Raw genomic sequence first — 15,401 nt, forward strand, 5'->3', positions numbered from 1 at the left:
GTTGGTATGTGGTGACTAATGCACCCTGTATCTAAGCCAACATTATGGATTAGTTGACCACATTCCGGCTGATTTAATGAAGATTCTGGAATTCAGCTTCAGCTGTGCCAGCATATACTCAGCGAGATCTTCTGGCTGCATTACTTTTTCCGGGTTGCCATCTGTCAGGTTCAGTTCTACCGCCATATCGGTTGCAACCGTACTAGGGGTTAAGGCGCTCACACGGATATTGTGCTTTCTCGCTTCTAGCATCAGAGATTCTGTCATAGCCAGTACCGCTGCCTTCGATGCACTATAAGCGCTCGATACCGGGGAACCCTTCTGCCCTGCTGTAGAGGATATATTAATGATGTCTCCCGTCTTACGTTCGATCATTTGCGGTAATACCGCTCTAGTTACATAATAAACGCCAAGCACGTTCACCTTGATGATTTGCTCCCACTCAGCTGGCTCAAGCTCCAGGAATCCGCCAAATTTGCCGATACCCGCGTTGTTGATCAGAATATCTATAGGTCCAAGCTCACTCGTAATATGATTCACTGCTTGATTCACAGATTCAAGATCAGCCACATCCGCACTTGCCAATGAAACACGAACTCCGTATTCTGTTAGCTCAGCAGCCACCTTCTCCAAATTCTCAACACTTCTTCCCAGCAGTCCAACATGAATACCTTCCTTAGCAAAATAAATGGCGGTTGTTCGGCCTATCCCTCTGCCTGCACCTGTAATGAGCGCTGTTTTACCTCTAAGATCCTGCATGTTGATTCTCTCCTTTATTTATATCTAAATTTTTATGTAATCGTCAGTCACTCCATTATAACTTTTCCGTTCATTCATTTCCAGCCGTTGATAGCCAAGTGCACCTTGAACATTTCGCTCGTATTCGAATGCTCTTCCTTAAGAATCCATTGATCGTGACTACAGATACCCGCCTGTTTAAACGCCCGCGGGCAATGCACGAAACACTTCTCAGCCTCCAATACAACGGCAAGACCTGTGCGGTTACCCGGCCGATCTGGGAATGCCAGATGCTTCTCGTCCAATATCTTCACAAAACCCGGTTCGTCTCCCGCGGTGAGACGTCTGCCTTACGCTCCAAACTGGAAGTAGCCAGAAAGAAGATCGAAGATTTGGACTCATAATCCCGAATGCTCTCATCAATGATACTAATCGACTTCTTCACGATCGCGAAAAAACATTGACAATATTCCTTACCTTACCTATAGTGATTGGTACACTAACTACTACAACAAAGGAGCCATCTGACCTCATGGACGAAGAAATCTATCGATCACTTCAAAAATTGGGCTACTCCACCTATGAATGCAAGGCATATATCGGTCTATTGAAGCATTCACCTATTACAGGCTACGAAATCAGCAAACGAACCGGTGTACCACGATCTATGATCTATGAAGTGCTAGGGAAACTCCTGGATAAAGGTGCTGTTCACACGGTACCAAGTGATCCTGTAACCTATGCTCCTCTGCCTGCGAGAGAACTCATCAATAGAACCCGCAGCGAATTTGAACAATCCTTTCAGTATCTCGAAACGAGACTGACCGCTTTGGAAGGAGAACGGGAGGTAGACGTGATTCATCGTATTCATAGTGATGCTCATGTCATTGCGGAGATGAACACGATGATTAAGCAGGCAGAAGAAGAACTGTGGTTCTCCATATGGGAGAATGAATTTTCGTATATACAAGATGAAGCAATCAACAGGCAGGAGCAGAAGCTCCCTATATACGCGATCGTATTTGGTCCCGATCAGATCAAGCTCGGGTTTACAACCCATCACAACTACATGTCTCCGCAGGTAGCAGAAGAACGCATGGGCGGCAGACTGACCATTATTGCTAGAGATAACAAGGAAGTGCTGATCGCTAATTTCTCGCCGGGGTCAACAGCTTGGGCTATCAAAACAGAAGATCCTGCACTCGTTCTGGTTGCCATGGAATACATTCGCCACGACATCATGTTCTCAGAGCTCGTCAAGAAAGTCGGCTCCGATAAAGCAGAAGCATTATGGAGAGGACACAAGGATTTGTATCATGTTGTAACAGGCAAATGGGCAGGGCATCAATCGGAGGATTTAAAGAGATGAGTATTCAAGCTGAAAGCAATATCCCTATGTCCAAAGATCAAAATTCATTTATTCAAGGCATTAAAGACTGTGTACCTACCCTGCTGGGTTATATGAGCATCGGCTTTGCCTTTGGAATTGTAGGCGTATCCTCGGGGCTCAGTATATTCGAAATTGCGCTTATGTCCATTCTCGTCTATGCCGGTTCCGCACAGTTCATTATTTGTGCCCTGCTTGTTGTAAACACGCCTGCTTCAGCTATTATCTTAACCACCTTTATTGTGAATCTAAGACATTTTCTGCTCAGCCTTACGATTGCTCCTTATCTGACAAGATATTCTATCTCTAAAAATATTGGCTTCGGCGCACTTCTTACCGATGAAACGTTCGGAGTAGCAGCGAATCGCATTGCAGAACAGGGCTCTCTATCAGGTAAATGGATGAATGGACTTAACCTAACGGCATACTTATGCTGGATCGCAGCATGTACGCTCGGGGGAATATCAGGGCAGTGGATCGCTGATCCGGAAGCATTGGGACTAGATTTTGCTCTTGTTGCCATGTTTGCTGCTCTGCTTGTACTTCAGCTGAACAGTACCGAGAGATCCAAGCTGAAGCACCGCCTTTCACTGGTTCTATATATGGTCATCTGCATGATCGTGTTGTCTTACTTCGTTCCGTCTCATGTAGCGGTATTACTCTCCACTGTCATTGTAGCAACGATCGGGGTGGTGACTGAACGATGAATACAAGCATGACGATGATATGGCTGTTCGCAGGCTGTGCACTTGTGACTCTGCTGCCTCGAATCATCCCGTTTATTTTTGTTCGAAGTGTCCGGATGCCTGATGTCGTATTGAAGTGGCTCTCCTATATTCCAATCTGTATTTTGTCAGCTCTTGTTATTGAGAGCATGATATCAGAGATGGGTGATCAGATTGCGATAGATTGGAGTACATTCATTGCTCTTATTCCTACGCTTGCCGTTGCTGTGTGGACTAAAAGCTTGTCTGCAACGGTTATCGTGGGTGTTGTATGTATGGCCGTGATCAGACTTTTTATGTAACTGTATTGTGATCTATACAAGTGAGACGACAACGTAACCCCCTGTTGCTGCAGCTTCCGATTACGGCATTCATGGAGCACTAGTTGCGCTCATTCGACATGAGGGTACAATATTAAGGAATAGAATACTTATTCTTGGAGGGATTAGATGCTGCAAAAATTGGAGCTTAGAACATCCAGCAGAGATGAGATGAGGGATGTTACACAGGAAGTGAGAGCTGTGGTTGCGAAGAGCGGTATTACGGATGGGATTGCGATTATTTATTGTCCTCATACTACCGCCGGGATCACCATTAATGAGAATGCTGATCCCGATGTCAAGCACGATGTACTGCTCCGGCTTGATGAAGTATTCCCATGGAATCATCCCAAATACTTGCATGCCGAAGGAAACACGGCTTCGCATTTGAAGGCAATAACGACGGGAACATCGCAAACGGTAATTATTCAAGAAGGAAGACTAGTTCTAGGCCGCTGGCAAGGTATTTACTTCTGTGAATTCGACGGTCCCCGCGATCGAGAATACCATGTGAAGATCATGGAAGGCTAGCAGCCTAATACAAAATAACCGGCTTATGGAATCTTTTCTTCCAAGCCGGTTTTTGTTATTCATTTTTCTAGCCCTTCTTCATAGCCACCATCTTATTAGGGTGTGAGTCCTCTTGCTTCTATTAGCACATTAATCCGAATACAACTGGCCATTGAAGGATTCCGGGCCTACCCGAATGGTTCCAAGCACGTTAGCTGCGACAAACGCAGAATAGGTAAGCTGAGGCTGAATTGGCGGGTTAAAATCCGTAGCCGTGAAATTAATAATTTGCGGTGCAAGTAAGCTTAAATCAAAGGTTGAAATGGCTGAATAGACGACAGGATCGGTTGGCTGCGTACCTCTGACTACCGTTATTGTAATACCTGCAAGTGCCAGTGGAAGCTGCAATCCGATCGTTCCACTGAATACAACACGCGGATTTGTGCCGACACCTGCTGTTTGTAAGCCAATCTGACCAAACAGCTGTGGCGTTCCGATGACAAGAATCGGTATTGCGATGGAGTTGGAAGAAGTCGCATTTTGCGATGTTCTTGAATCAATGAACTGAGCCATTATTTCACTACCTCCTGACAAGAATCGTTAACATATCCTATGCCAGCGGAGCCTATTTCAGTCCTATCGCTAACCTCAAAAAACAAGCCAAGAAGGTTAACTGCCTTCTTGGCTTGTTTCAGGTTTATCCCTGCTTAACACGAATTATAGATCCAAGCAGCGCTTCTATATCAGTGTAGGGCAAAGCCTTAATGAGTACTTCATTAAAGGTATGAAACGCTTGGTTCACTTTCTCCTGACCGATATCCGTAAGAGAAGTATATACACTTCGCCGGTCTTCTTCACAAGCTGATCTTCTCAGCGCACCGCATCCTTTGGCCTCAAAGCGAGCCACAAATCTAGACATGGCGCTCTGACTAAGACCTACCATCGACTCTAGCTGCTGCAGCTTCAATCTTCTTAGCGGAGCTTGAGATAAGAAGTACAGCATATAAAATTCATTTAATGACAGATCATGTTTAGACTGCAGTGACTGATCAAGCAAATTCTCTATATTCATTTGGATGTGAGTCAGTGATAACCAGCTCGTTATAAGGTCATGCTCTTGATTCATGTCCATAAGTAATTCTCCTCAGCTTCATAAGATGAATCTCTAACAAAAAATCTTACTACTCATAATCTTCATTATAACAAACTACCTCAGATTACAGAAGTTCGATTCATCCCGAAGAAGCAAAAGAGATTAGCCTAACCGGAACCCTCCGGCATATTGTCTTGGAACATCCGTTTGCTTACGCAGCGATTCGGCAGCAGTTAAGGGCCAGTACGGATTCTTAAGCATCCCTCTGCCTACAGCAACCAGATCGGCATCCTCATTACCGATAACGGAATTGGCTAATGCCGGCTCATCCAGTCTCCCCACAGCAATAACCGGAACATTCAAGCCCTGCTTGATCTCTCTTGCAAGCGGCACCTGATAAGCCGTGTGAGTACCTGGTCGTCCATCCGCGCCAATAGGACCTTCTCCTCCAGAGCTTACATGGAACATATCAACGCCCGCTTCTTTATATGCCTTGCTGAATTCAAGGCTTTCCTTAATGCCATATCCACCTTTAACATATTCTTTAGCCGAGATCCGCATGATGAGCGGCATATCCTCCGGCATTTCACTCTTCACAGCACGAATGATCTCCACACCGAATTTCGTCAGATCTTGTCCGTATTCATCAGATCTTCTATTCGTGAGCGGAGAGTGGAATTGATGGATCAGATAGCCGTGTGCACCATGAAGCTCGATGACATCGACACCTGCCTGAACGGCACGACGAACAGCAAGTCTGAATTTTTCTACCATTTCCTTCACTTCCTCTGTAGAAAGCTCGCGAGGGGTCTTGGATTGGTCGTCAAAGGCAATAGGTGAAGGAGCAACCGGCACCTCAGCATCTTCTGCTTTACGTCCGGCATGGGCGATTTGAACACCTACTTTTGCACCATATTTGTGCGCATCTTCTACAATACGAGCCAATGGAGCAATCTGTTCATCTGACCACAGGCCGAGATCATAGTCGGTAATTCTTCCGTCGGGCTCTACATCGGTCATCTCAATAATAATCAGCCCTGTTCCGCCAATGGCACGGCTGACATAATGCGTATGATGCCAATCATTCGCAATTCCATCTTTTTGAGTAACCGAATATTGACACATCGGAGGCATTACAATCCTATTCTTAAGCTCAAGTCCTTTAAGTTTGTATTCGCTGAACATATCGATCATTTAGCATATCTCTCCTTTAATTCATCTAAGTTTCAAGCCACTATCTTGTACTTACACAGAGTTTTATAATGCACCGAACCGCAGCAAATATGTTTTCTGTTTAAATATTTTCTGCATATTGCGTGTAACTCATGTCTTCTCGATAATGTATGTACATGCATATATATTATCGGATCAATAATACTGTGTCAATTCTATAATCAAGAACAGCCTGCAACTTACCTTTGCGTAAATCACAGGCTACTTATACAATTCAAGCCGCCTTCCTTTGCTTATCTTTTTTCGTGGCCATAACAGAACGAGCCCGTTAAGCAGTACTAACAATGCAGACATTAACATTAATATAGCAACATCTGGTGCAAACAATATAACCGAGTGAAATGGGGAATCTGTATAATATCTGACCAGGGGAACAGTTAGAATCGAAGCAAGCTGCATAACAGTTCCTATTATCACTCTTAATGCGGTGTAACGGATCTTTGCTCTCCGTCTGGCTAATATAATATATAAGAGAAGTATAATGCATATTAAAACAAAGAGTGTGAGGAACAACTGGGTATTTCGAGACAAGCCAGGAATGTCCTCAGGCTGCTCATTATTTACAAGCTGTATGATTCCTTTTTTTAAAGCAGGTAACGCAGATTCTTCTAAGATATGATTCTTGTTCGTTAAGATCACTCCACCTAAGCCCTCTTCAGGAAAGTAAAACAATTCTCCATGCGAATCAGGTGTGGAACCAGAATGCCATAGCGATAACTCTCCACCTTTCTTATCAGGCAACGTCGTGCGTAAACCGTAACCATAGTAGCGGTTCTCTCTTACCTGAACGAGAGGTGTCAAATATTTGTTCAAGTAATCATCATTAAGAAGTCTATTTGTACTGGTGTTACTGATAAGCTTTAGAAACTTCGCAAGATCTTCCGAACTAGCCGTAATATAGCCATACGATGAACCGCTGTTGTCATATTCCACTGTGCTTTTTACTGGATAACCAAATAACGATTGATATCCTGTCCGATATCCATTACGAATTGCGGTAGTTAATTCTGCTGCTGCATTATCCATGCCAAGTGGTTCAAAAATTCGCTGATGCATGTAATCTGAATAGGTTTGTTTTGACACTTCTTCAATAATTGCTCCGAGTATAATATAATTCGCATTGCTATATTGATGCTTCTCTCCAGGCATTGCGGTGAGCTTTGCCTCTGATAATTTCTCAGTCATTGATTTGTAGGTTATAGATGTTACGAGTTCTTGATCAGATAACAATAAGCCTGTGTATGTAGTAAATCCGCTAGTGTGGCTAAGTAAATGCTTAATCGTCATCGTTGTTGCTGCTTGCTGATCTTGCAATGTAAACCAAGGTAAATATTTCTGTACCGGTGCTTCTAGATCGACCAGCCCTTCTTGTTCCAACTTAACCATAGCAAGTCCAGTAAACGATTTACTAATTGAACCGATTGTAAAAGGTGTACTTGAAGTAATGGGTTGTTCGTCTTCACCAGTAACTCCCCAATTTTTCTGATATATCACATCTTCTCCCTTAAGAAGCATAATGGAAGCACCAGGTATCCTCTGTTCATTCATAAACTCTTCAATATAGCTGTCCAGACGTATTTGTAGATCGCGACCATTTGCAGTAACGTTTGCTTCCGCTCCAATGGAATAATACAAAATAAATAGCGAGCACATCATTATTATAAACCGATTGATAAGCTTCATTTACTTTGCTCCTCGACTTAACCTATTCGCAGCTATCTTCAATGTGAGCATTGAGGAAGAGATTGCAGTTATGATACTGATCATGATTAAAATTGCGTTCCACCAGTTATTTTCGGCTATATTATAATTGAGGTTATAATTAAAGGTTTCAGAAACAAATGAATCTGTCAGAAACATAGAAAGGAGAAACTGAGACACCAAAAATACAGCAGCGAAGGTTATCACAGCCGTGCCTGCGTGCTTTATCTTAGATGCTACTGAATGTCTTCTTATCTCTGGCTGTTCGGTCCGTGTATCACTTGCAAATGAAGCTATACCTTGCACATCCATGAAATCCTTAATAAACTCTCTCGGATCCCCTAATTCGTGCAGAGCATCTCTCCCTTCCTCTCGTGACTCTTGAATATGTTCCAAAATTTGTTGTTCAACAATTTGAACATCATACTTATCTACTTGATTAATTACAAGACCTTTTCTCACCTCGTCCAAAAACAGTTGTTCTCCCCTGTTAAGTTTAATGTACATATTAGTTGATCTCCTTACCATTACTACGAAGTAGGGATACGATATCCTGTTGTAGTTCCAGCCACTCATTAATCTTATATTGAAGATGTGCTTCGCCTGCCTCATTTATTTGATAATAGACCCTCATTTTCCCGCTCTCGGTGATCTCTCTGTGCATTTCAACCCATTCCTGCTCCTTTAATTTCGTAAGAATTGGATAAATACTTCCTACTCCTTTCAGCTTCAGATTATGCTCTTCTAGTTCCTTCATAATTTCATAGCCATAACTTTTGCCTTTTGACAAAATTGATAACACAAACATTTCCAAATGACCTTTAATCAAATTTGTTCTATCCATAAAATAAATTTAACATAATTATATATCGGAATCAAATATATTATACACAACAAAAATAGTCCTTCCGGCATAAATGGCTCTACCAGAAGGACTGTATGAAAAATCATAATACAACACGAAGCTAAATTTATTGGCCGATCTATTTAATTTAAAAGCTTGTATTGTATATTAAACGAAAAGCCAAGATTATGACTGGTTTTTCTTCCACCCATCCTTCAAGGCAACAATCCGGTTAAAGACAAGACCAGCTGATTCAGGAGATCTGGGATCCACACTGAAATAGCCGTGCCGTATAAATTGGTACGTATCACCCGGATTTGCCTTTGTTAAATACGGTTCAATCCACGCATTCATCACCGTAATCGAATGAGGATTTACAAGCTCTTCCCAATGATTATCCGATTCTGCTACAACGGCATCTTCTTTAAGCAAGGAATCATACAATCGGACTTCTGCCTTCTTCGCATGGGATGCGGATACCCAGTGAATAGTCGATTTCACTTTTCTTCCATTGTAGCCAGTTCCGCTTTTGGTCTCGGGATCATACGTACAGTGAAGCTCTGTGATTTCCCCGGTGACCGGGTCCTTAATGACAGACTCGCATCTGATATAATACGCCCCTTTTAACCGAACCTCTTGTCCGGGAGATAGTCTAAAATATCCTTTCATCGGATGCTCCATAAAATCTTCTCTCTCGATGTACAGCTCTCGTGAAAAAGGTACTTGACGCTCTCCTAATTGCTCATTTGCTTCATTGTTTTTGATCGGAAGCATCTCTACCTCTCCATCAGGAAAATTCGTGATGACGACTTTCAGGGGATCTAACACAGCCATGGCACTGATTGCTTTACCCTTCAGATCTTGACGAATAAAATGATCAAGCATAGCAGATTCTACTGTGCTGTTCTGACGAAGCATCCCCACCTCGGTCATAAACCGAAAGATACTCTCTGGAGACACACCTCTTCTGCGATAGGCCATAAGCGTAGGAAGCCTTGGGTCATCCCAGCCATCAACAAATCCGCCTTCGACCAGCTCTCTTAAATATCGTTTGCTCGTCACTAGACCCGTAACATTCAATCGGCCAAACTCCCTTTGTATTGGAGGCTCCGGTATTTCCAATTCCTGCAGCACCCACTCATACAAGGGGCGATGTTCCTTGAACTCTGCCGAGCACAGCGAGTGCGTAATCCCTTCAATGGCATCTTGAATCGGATGGGCAAAATCATACATCGGGTAAGTATATTATCACTTGTACCAATAACAACCCTAAAAATCCTTAACCTTATAAGAACGCCTTTCTTCCCACTTTCTTTGTACCAATAACATCTTCAAAAAACTATCAAAACCAATAACATTTTTAATTTTTGTGGGAAGCGTGTGGGAACAAAAAGAAACAGCAGTGTGCATCCGCTGCTGTTTCTTTTGACTTTATTAAACCTTAATTTGATCCATAGAGGATATCTCATAAAACCTCAAAATTCTGTCAGCGACTGAGAGAGGAATCTCCTGGGGTTCACGCTCATATTTAAGAAGCATATCATTATGTAACCCTAAACTCTTTGCAGCTTCAGCAACCGTTAGCTGTCTTGATTTTCTTATTTCTATGATTGTCCTTGGAAGTTCCGTACGATTCATACTGCACATGTTGCATACCCCCAATTTATTTTATTTACTATTGATCGTACAACGTGATAAATTTGTATAGAATAACTACCAAGTTTTGCCCCAAGAGAGGAGATAGGAAAGTTGGCTCTCGCCCGTGGGAGATGCCGACTAAGATATCTATTAGCACGTGCAAGAATGTCACAGGCCGAATTGGGAAGAAGAACGGATTATTCACCTCAACAAATTTCTAATTGGGTGAATGAACGTGAAAAAATCCCATGGGATGCAGCGCTCAATATTGCGTATGTACTTTCCTGTAGCATGGAAGACCTGTACGAAGTAGTAGACATCTGAGCCGGTCGGCTCTCCTCGGTTAAATCTATAGTATATACTATAGATTCTCCTCCTAAAAATATCCAATGGTAATATATAATATCCCAGAGTCAGAATGACTCCGGGTCAGCAACTTTCAATATGTCTATAAAAGGAACCCTCATTGGTCCCCCGAATTTCTCATTAATATGTACGAGTTTCGTGCCGCCATCTAACTTCTCAATCATACCTATGATCGGCTCTTCCTTCTTCCACACGAACAATGTCAACGTCTTTTTATCTTCCCTTGCTTCTTGAAGTTTGACCGCCAATTCTTCCAGCTCAAAATCATCACGTTTTGGGCGTGATTCCTTCTGATTTTTAGCTGAAGGTTTTGGAGCTGCTGTTAATGAAAACATCATAATCACCCTTTCAGAACATTTGTTCTCATTATATGACGTATTGTTATAGATTTCAACAATATTCCATATATTCATTTACGTGGACATGAAAAAATATAATATAGAAATAATTTCCTAGTTCTGATAGACTATGCTCAAAGATTATGTATTGGAGGATGGAACATGGGTTTCTTTGGTAAAATGAAAGAGGACTTCAAAAAAGCTACAGAAGACGGTAAAGCAATGGCTGCAGGAAAAGCGGTCCGACTCGAATACTTAGGTGGTCATCCCAAGGTACAAGCTGGACTTATTACAGTATCAAGTAGCACGGAAGAATATAAACTTCTGATTGATGGCAATGAAGTCCAAGTAGTTAAAATGGAATGGGACGAGAAAGGAAAACGCAGTGGTGGGAAAGCTGCTGCAGGAGCAATTGTAGGCGGAGTGCTTACTGGAGGTCTCGGGTTGCTAGCAGGCGCAGCTATTGGAGGAAGAAAGAAAGATAATTCCCTTGCAGTCATTACATATCAAGATGGACCACTTGAAGGAACAGCATATTTTAGATGCGACCAAAAGGAGTATCAAAAGTTAGCCGCATTACTCGCATGATGAAGTTTGGAATACGCAAACCGAGTGCAAGGAAACGAGCATCGGCCCGATCCAGCATTAAAAGACAGATCATTCACCGAGCAGGTTTGAAAAAGCCAAGGGGATGGGATGGATCACCAACCCAAAGAAAGCAGCCTATAACAAGATTTATAAAAAGATAAAGAAGATGTTAAAATAGAATTTCAAATAAAGCCCTGTCCTAAGGACAGGGCTTTTGTTTTGCTGCTTCTTATTAGCTACCAACTCTTTGAAGATAGTGCAATAACTTCACACTTTTTCCGAATGTAATGGTAGGAAGTGTTAGCCGCAAAACAGCTGTATGAATTACTAGTATTTAATCAATATCTTACAAGAAGAAAGTAACCTGCCGCATTACCAGTTCCGTCAATCAATGGAGCAGTGACTGTTGCTGTTTCAGTACTAACAATTGTTCTGCTTACTCCTTGTTGATGGAAATAGTTCAAGTCTCCTACCCATTTATTTAGTTTAGGTTTGAAACCAAGGTAAGCTCTCTCACCAACAGGTATGTATAATGTTTGAGATGTTTGATTAGATTTAGCAGTACTTATAGAATATCCTGCACCGGCTTTAAGTGCTGCTTTTTTCTGAGTAGAATCAATACCTAAATTAGCTGTAAAAGTTTCAGTCACAGTAGTTTGTTGTGTAGCAGATATCGGACAAGGTTGTGCTCCATTACAGGAAATGCCTTGTGCCACCATTCTAGGTCCTTCATAATATTGGGAGAAACTTTCGTATAAGAACTCATAACCGTAAAAATCATATGGGAAAAGGGTGAAGTCTGGTTTGGGTGAAGTAGGGTTATCATTTTTCTTAGTACTATTTGCGGTCTTGTCCATTTCTGCTTCATATTCTTCAAAAGATACTTCAATAAAATTTCCATTCTCGTCAACTTCATAAACTGCTAAAATTTCTTCCCCAGTTATCTCATCAGTATAAACTTCTGATGTTAGGTCATCGTTGTTTGCCAATGCAGATGCTGATACGCAAAAAACCAAAAAAATTGCCAATAACGAAGATGTAATTTTCTTCATTTTTTTCCACATCCTTTAATTTATTTTGGATACATAGTATATTAAAAGCATAAATTTGGTAATTGTCAACCATTATTTGGAAGGAGGTGAATTAAAATGTCAAAAAAAGGATTGATCTTAATTTTTTTTATTGTGTTACTTGCTGGTTGTTCTTCTTATAAAGATCAGAGTATATCCTCATTCCCTAATCCTGATCAAGCCATTGATTTTGGACTTTCTAAGGAAAACGCCGAAGAAGTTACACGGGTGGTAGTTGAAGGTGAAGAGACATTAATTTTCTATAAGCTCAATAACGAAGATGTAACCGGGGTTGGAAGTGTATCTAAAGTAGATGATCAATATGAATGGAAAAGCACCTCAACCAAATTTAAAGCTGAAATGGCCAGCGGAGATTATAAAACAACCAGCGGAAAGATCCTTTCATACGTCTCTGGTAAAATTCTTGATACAGAAGCTAGGCAAGTAAAAGTCAAAACTACTAATGATGAAAAAATCTTTGATGTGCATAAACAGTTTTATTTTGGGTTGGCAAATGGCGATATCGTAGAAGTAACTCCTATCTATTAATGTTTTGCTTTGCCCCGCAACAAAGCGGGGCAATTCTTATTTATGTTTTTGATTTGCCGCAGTGTTCCTTCAGCTTAGCGATATTTTCGGAACAAACGTTGCAATAAGTTTTAAATATCATTTAACACTCTACTTAATACAGCTGCCAGCTCTTCCCGAGTGACCGGAGCTCCCGGGCGTGTACCGTCAAAGTATCCCTTTTCCGACATCTGCTCCCATACATTCTGGAACACTGGGCTGACCTTATGAATATCCCTCTCTGTAGCCACCTTTGCCGTCTCCTTCCGCTTAAGACCGAAGTATGATGCAATTCCCTTAACATGACCGTCTATGATGGCCTGAATGACCTCTGGACGCTTCAGGCGGTCAGCGTCAGCTTTGACATCAATAAATAGATTCTCTGTTAAAACTGCTGGCATTTTACTCTCACGGACCATATGCAAGTTCTTGACCTTCTGTTTTCGATCAATAACGCCAAACGGCTTCAGCTCTGCCATTATAGCCGTGTGTAAGGCTGCCTGAAGCTTGATAGAGTTTTGACTTGCTTTGGTATAGCGGTACGTCTCGAAACCTCCATCACCGCCAGCCGCGTTACAATGAACCGAAACGAGAGCATCAACGTTAAGCTTGTTCATCATATCCGTGCGCTCATCGAGCGTAAGGGCAACGTCTGTGCTGCGCGTCATATAAACCTGAATCCCTTCGTAATCTCTCTCTAGCTGCTTCTTAATCTCCAAACAGACATTGAGAGCAATGACTTTTTCAAGCAATGAGTAGTGTCCAGCTCCTCCATCCCTTCCACCATGTCCCGGATCAAGCCCTAATTTAATCATTACTGACCAGCTCCTTTTACGCCTTGTTTCAGGAGCTGATTCCCATAAATCGCAACAGCTCCAGTCAACACACCTTGTATTAGCGACTCAGGCCCCCATCCTAGAATCCAAATGGTCAGCCCAATAGAGAAGATAGTAACAGCATAAACAATCGTCCAGTTGGGTACTTTCGGCGTTTGCTTGAGGACGTAACCAATCACCCAACAAGCAGCCAGAACAATAATAAGACGTGGATCAAGTAACTCTGCAATTGTGTTCCATTCCATACCTATTTCATCTCCTTAGTAGATTGATTTTCAACTTGCTTTTCGGTACCACTTTTCGACTCAAAAATCTTAACGGCGTTCAAAATTACATTCGGGATAGGAAGCCCCATTCGCCCTACATTCTCGACAACGGATAACAGTTCATTGGCTAGGTAAAAGAAAATTACAATATCACGAAAGTAATGAGCATTACCAAGTACAACATCAATTAAATGAGCAATCATAACCATGACAAATATGCCGACTTTTCGGGCAATTCCGTAGTAACCGACTCTGCTCTTCAGTTCTCCATTCATCCATGCAGCTGCCCAACCTGAGAGCCAATCCGCTACTACTAAAATAAGCAATAGTGTAAGCAAAACTGTCCAACCTCCAAGCGTATAGCCGATCAGCGCCCCAGCTGACAAGCTCTTAATAAGGATCTCTATCTTCTCCCCCATGACCTTCACTTTCCCCTCCCTCAAATAGAAAAAGCCCTCTGGATTAGAGGGCACAAAAAAACACGCTGCCGCTTAGATCGGTGCGTGTTACTGAGTGTATTCTTTGTCTGTGATAAGCTTGTATTGATTGGCTGTAATCATCTGAGCGACAACAAAAGTCTTTAGACTTTCGTCTGTGTAGAGTGGATGACCATTATCATAGTATCGTTTAATAGTTGAATACCACATTATGCAGCACCTCCTTTCAATGCTGCTACTTCAAATAATAGATTACCCATTGTTTCTTCTAACCCCATAATCGTTGCTTTATCTGCGGCACTTTCGATTAATAGGTTGCCCATCGTTTCTTCCATAGTGGAAATTGTCATTTTGTCTTCGGCACTTTGAAATAACAAATTCCCCATATCTTCGTTAAGGCGCACGTTTTCTTGCTGTAATTCCTCTACTTTCTTCGTTAACGGCTCCGTATAAATGGGTTCCGGGTCATCTGAAGGATATACAAACTCTAATTCCATAGTTTCTAAATTGAGTCGTACGGAAATAGATAACTGCAAATCGTCCTCGTATTCTCCTTCTTCTAATTCCAAATAAATAACTGCATCCAATACATACTGGTTAAGGCTTGATATTGAAGCGAAGTCTTCTTCCACTGTAGGAAGTTTGGCTATTCCGCCAGTGCCATGATCATTAAGATACGTTCTATGAATAAATTCCCCGGTATCTTTTCTGAAATAAAGTCGATTAAGAAACATTTTAAAACCT

Annotated in this window: 23 protein-coding genes and 1 pseudogene; 7 read left to right on the top strand and 17 right to left on the bottom strand. The window is 41.9% G+C overall.

What is annotated here, in order from left to right; translation table 11 throughout:
• Nucleotides 1-42: 42 nt before the first annotated feature.
• Together ACFQ3J_RS08605 and ACFQ3J_RS08610 are read right to left on the bottom strand one after the other, a co-directional pair.
• Nucleotides 43-759 carry a 3-ketoacyl-ACP reductase gene (locus ACFQ3J_RS08605; protein WP_091155737.1) on the bottom strand — a complete coding sequence of 239 codons (717 nt, stop codon included), beginning with the start codon at nt 757-759 and terminating at the stop codon, nt 43-45.
• Nucleotides 760-833: 74 nt separating this feature from the next.
• Nucleotides 834-1,052, bottom strand: coding sequence for a hypothetical protein (locus tag ACFQ3J_RS08610; RefSeq protein WP_251583564.1), 219 nt, complete (start codon nt 1,050-1,052; stop codon nt 834-836).
• A gap of 218 nt (nt 1,053-1,270) precedes the next feature.
• On the opposite strand from ACFQ3J_RS08610, the gene ACFQ3J_RS08615 reads away from it, so the two are divergent.
• The 4 genes from ACFQ3J_RS08615 to ACFQ3J_RS08630 all read left to right on the top strand — a co-directional run bounded on the left by ACFQ3J_RS08615 (nt 1,271) and on the right by ACFQ3J_RS08630 (nt 3,701).
• A complete protein-coding gene (locus tag ACFQ3J_RS08615) occupies nt 1,271-2,107 on the top strand; it encodes a TrmB family transcriptional regulator (protein ID WP_091155732.1) in 837 nt (278 codons plus the stop codon).
• Nucleotides 2,104-2,832 carry an AzlC family ABC transporter permease gene (locus ACFQ3J_RS08620; protein ID WP_091155728.1) on the top strand — a complete coding sequence of 243 codons (729 nt, stop codon included), beginning with the start codon at nt 2,104-2,106 and terminating at the stop codon, nt 2,830-2,832. The genes ACFQ3J_RS08615 and ACFQ3J_RS08620 overlap by 4 nt, the downstream gene beginning before the upstream one ends.
• Nucleotides 2,829-3,152 (top strand): AzlD domain-containing protein, encoded by a 324-nt coding sequence (locus tag ACFQ3J_RS08625; protein ID WP_251583563.1) that lies wholly within the window; start codon nt 2,829-2,831, stop codon nt 3,150-3,152. Before ACFQ3J_RS08620 ends, ACFQ3J_RS08625 begins: the two co-directional genes overlap by 4 nt.
• A 147-nt stretch (nt 3,153-3,299) precedes the next feature.
• Nucleotides 3,300-3,701 (top strand): secondary thiamine-phosphate synthase enzyme YjbQ, encoded by a 402-nt coding sequence (locus ACFQ3J_RS08630; RefSeq protein ID WP_091155724.1) that lies wholly within the window; start codon nt 3,300-3,302, stop codon nt 3,699-3,701.
• Between the two features lie 129 nt (nt 3,702-3,830).
• On the opposite strand, the gene ACFQ3J_RS08635 is transcribed toward ACFQ3J_RS08630, so the two are convergent.
• The 8 genes and pseudogenes from ACFQ3J_RS08635 to ACFQ3J_RS08670 form a co-directional block, all read right to left on the bottom strand.
• Nucleotides 3,831-4,253, bottom strand: a complete 423-nt coding sequence (locus tag ACFQ3J_RS08635; RefSeq protein WP_091155723.1) for a hypothetical protein — start codon at nt 4,251-4,253, stop codon at nt 3,831-3,833.
• A gap of 124 nt (nt 4,254-4,377) precedes the next feature.
• A complete protein-coding gene (locus ACFQ3J_RS08640) occupies nt 4,378-4,812 on the bottom strand; it encodes a MarR family winged helix-turn-helix transcriptional regulator (RefSeq protein ID WP_091155721.1) in 435 nt (144 codons plus the stop codon).
• A 123-nt stretch (nt 4,813-4,935) separates the two neighbouring features.
• Complete coding sequence (locus ACFQ3J_RS08645; protein ID WP_251583562.1) at nt 4,936-5,967, bottom strand: NADH:flavin oxidoreductase/NADH oxidase; 1,032 nt, start codon at nt 5,965-5,967, stop codon at nt 4,936-4,938.
• Nucleotides 5,968-6,207: 240 nt separating this feature from the next.
• Entirely contained in the window at nt 6,208-7,689 is a 1,482-nt protein-coding gene (locus ACFQ3J_RS08650) for a serine hydrolase domain-containing protein (protein WP_251583560.1), read from the bottom strand.
• A complete protein-coding gene (locus ACFQ3J_RS08655; RefSeq protein ID WP_251583558.1) occupies nt 7,690-8,214 on the bottom strand; it encodes a hypothetical protein in 525 nt (174 codons plus the stop codon).
• A 1-nt stretch (nt 8,215) separates the two neighbouring features.
• Entirely contained in the window at nt 8,216-8,551 is a 336-nt protein-coding gene (locus tag ACFQ3J_RS08660; protein WP_091155712.1) for a PadR family transcriptional regulator, read from the bottom strand.
• Between the two features lie 186 nt (nt 8,552-8,737).
• A pseudogene (locus tag ACFQ3J_RS08665) lies at nt 8,738-9,790 on the bottom strand (glutamate--tRNA ligase family protein); the annotation flags it as partial.
• 195 nt (nt 9,791-9,985) lie between these two features.
• On the bottom strand, nt 9,986-10,198 hold the full coding sequence (locus tag ACFQ3J_RS08670) for a helix-turn-helix domain-containing protein (RefSeq protein WP_379292617.1): 213 nt from the start codon (nt 10,196-10,198) through the stop codon (nt 9,986-9,988).
• A gap of 102 nt (nt 10,199-10,300) precedes the next feature.
• Here ACFQ3J_RS08670 and ACFQ3J_RS08675 point away from each other — a divergent pair, with 102 nt between their 5' ends.
• The gene (locus tag ACFQ3J_RS08675) at nt 10,301-10,513 is read left to right on the top strand and encodes a helix-turn-helix domain-containing protein (RefSeq protein WP_285850185.1); all 213 of its coding nucleotides are present in this window, start codon (nt 10,301-10,303) and stop codon (nt 10,511-10,513) included.
• Between the two features lie 89 nt (nt 10,514-10,602).
• On the opposite strand, the gene ACFQ3J_RS08680 is transcribed toward ACFQ3J_RS08675, so the two are convergent.
• Nucleotides 10,603-10,893 carry a YolD-like family protein gene (locus ACFQ3J_RS08680; protein WP_251583557.1) on the bottom strand — a complete coding sequence of 97 codons (291 nt, stop codon included), beginning with the start codon at nt 10,891-10,893 and terminating at the stop codon, nt 10,603-10,605.
• A gap of 162 nt (nt 10,894-11,055) precedes the next feature.
• On the opposite strand from ACFQ3J_RS08680, the gene ACFQ3J_RS08685 reads away from it, so the two are divergent.
• Nucleotides 11,056-11,481 (top strand): hypothetical protein, encoded by a 426-nt coding sequence (locus tag ACFQ3J_RS08685; RefSeq protein ID WP_251583555.1) that lies wholly within the window; start codon nt 11,056-11,058, stop codon nt 11,479-11,481.
• A 338-nt stretch (nt 11,482-11,819) separates the two neighbouring features.
• On the opposite strand, the gene ACFQ3J_RS08690 is transcribed toward ACFQ3J_RS08685, so the two are convergent.
• Nucleotides 11,820-12,533 carry a DUF6060 domain-containing protein gene (locus ACFQ3J_RS08690; RefSeq protein WP_251583553.1) on the bottom strand — a complete coding sequence of 238 codons (714 nt, stop codon included), beginning with the start codon at nt 12,531-12,533 and terminating at the stop codon, nt 11,820-11,822.
• A 96-nt stretch (nt 12,534-12,629) separates the two neighbouring features.
• Between ACFQ3J_RS08690 and ACFQ3J_RS08695 the strand changes: the two genes are divergently transcribed.
• Nucleotides 12,630-13,100 carry a hypothetical protein gene (locus tag ACFQ3J_RS08695; RefSeq protein WP_251583551.1) on the top strand — a complete coding sequence of 157 codons (471 nt, stop codon included), beginning with the start codon at nt 12,630-12,632 and terminating at the stop codon, nt 13,098-13,100.
• Nucleotides 13,101-13,210: 110 nt separating this feature from the next.
• On the opposite strand, the gene ACFQ3J_RS08700 is transcribed toward ACFQ3J_RS08695, so the two are convergent.
• The 5 genes from ACFQ3J_RS08700 to ACFQ3J_RS08720 all read right to left on the bottom strand — a co-directional run bounded on the left by ACFQ3J_RS08700 (nt 13,211) and on the right by ACFQ3J_RS08720 (nt 15,391).
• Nucleotides 13,211-13,933: an N-acetylmuramoyl-L-alanine amidase gene (locus ACFQ3J_RS08700; protein ID WP_251583550.1), complete on the bottom strand. Its 723-nt coding sequence runs from the start codon at nt 13,931-13,933 to the stop codon at nt 13,211-13,213.
• Complete coding sequence (locus ACFQ3J_RS08705; protein ID WP_251583549.1) at nt 13,933-14,199, bottom strand: phage holin family protein; 267 nt, start codon at nt 14,197-14,199, stop codon at nt 13,933-13,935. The genes ACFQ3J_RS08700 and ACFQ3J_RS08705 overlap by 1 nt, the downstream gene beginning before the upstream one ends.
• A gap of 2 nt (nt 14,200-14,201) precedes the next feature.
• Nucleotides 14,202-14,639: a phage holin family protein gene (locus tag ACFQ3J_RS08710; protein WP_251583547.1), complete on the bottom strand. Its 438-nt coding sequence runs from the start codon at nt 14,637-14,639 to the stop codon at nt 14,202-14,204.
• 87 nt (nt 14,640-14,726) lie between these two features.
• Nucleotides 14,727-14,867 carry an XkdX family protein gene (locus ACFQ3J_RS08715; protein WP_251583545.1) on the bottom strand — a complete coding sequence of 47 codons (141 nt, stop codon included), beginning with the start codon at nt 14,865-14,867 and terminating at the stop codon, nt 14,727-14,729.
• Entirely contained in the window at nt 14,867-15,391 is a 525-nt protein-coding gene (locus ACFQ3J_RS08720) for a hypothetical protein (RefSeq protein ID WP_251583543.1), read from the bottom strand. The genes ACFQ3J_RS08715 and ACFQ3J_RS08720 overlap by 1 nt, the downstream gene beginning before the upstream one ends.
• Nucleotides 15,392-15,401 lie beyond the last annotated feature (10 nt).

Origin of the sequence: Paenibacillus provencensis, from assembly GCF_042678545.1 — a bacterium.
GTDB classification, from domain to species: Bacteria; Bacillota; Bacilli; order Paenibacillales; family Paenibacillaceae; genus Paenibacillus; species Paenibacillus provencensis.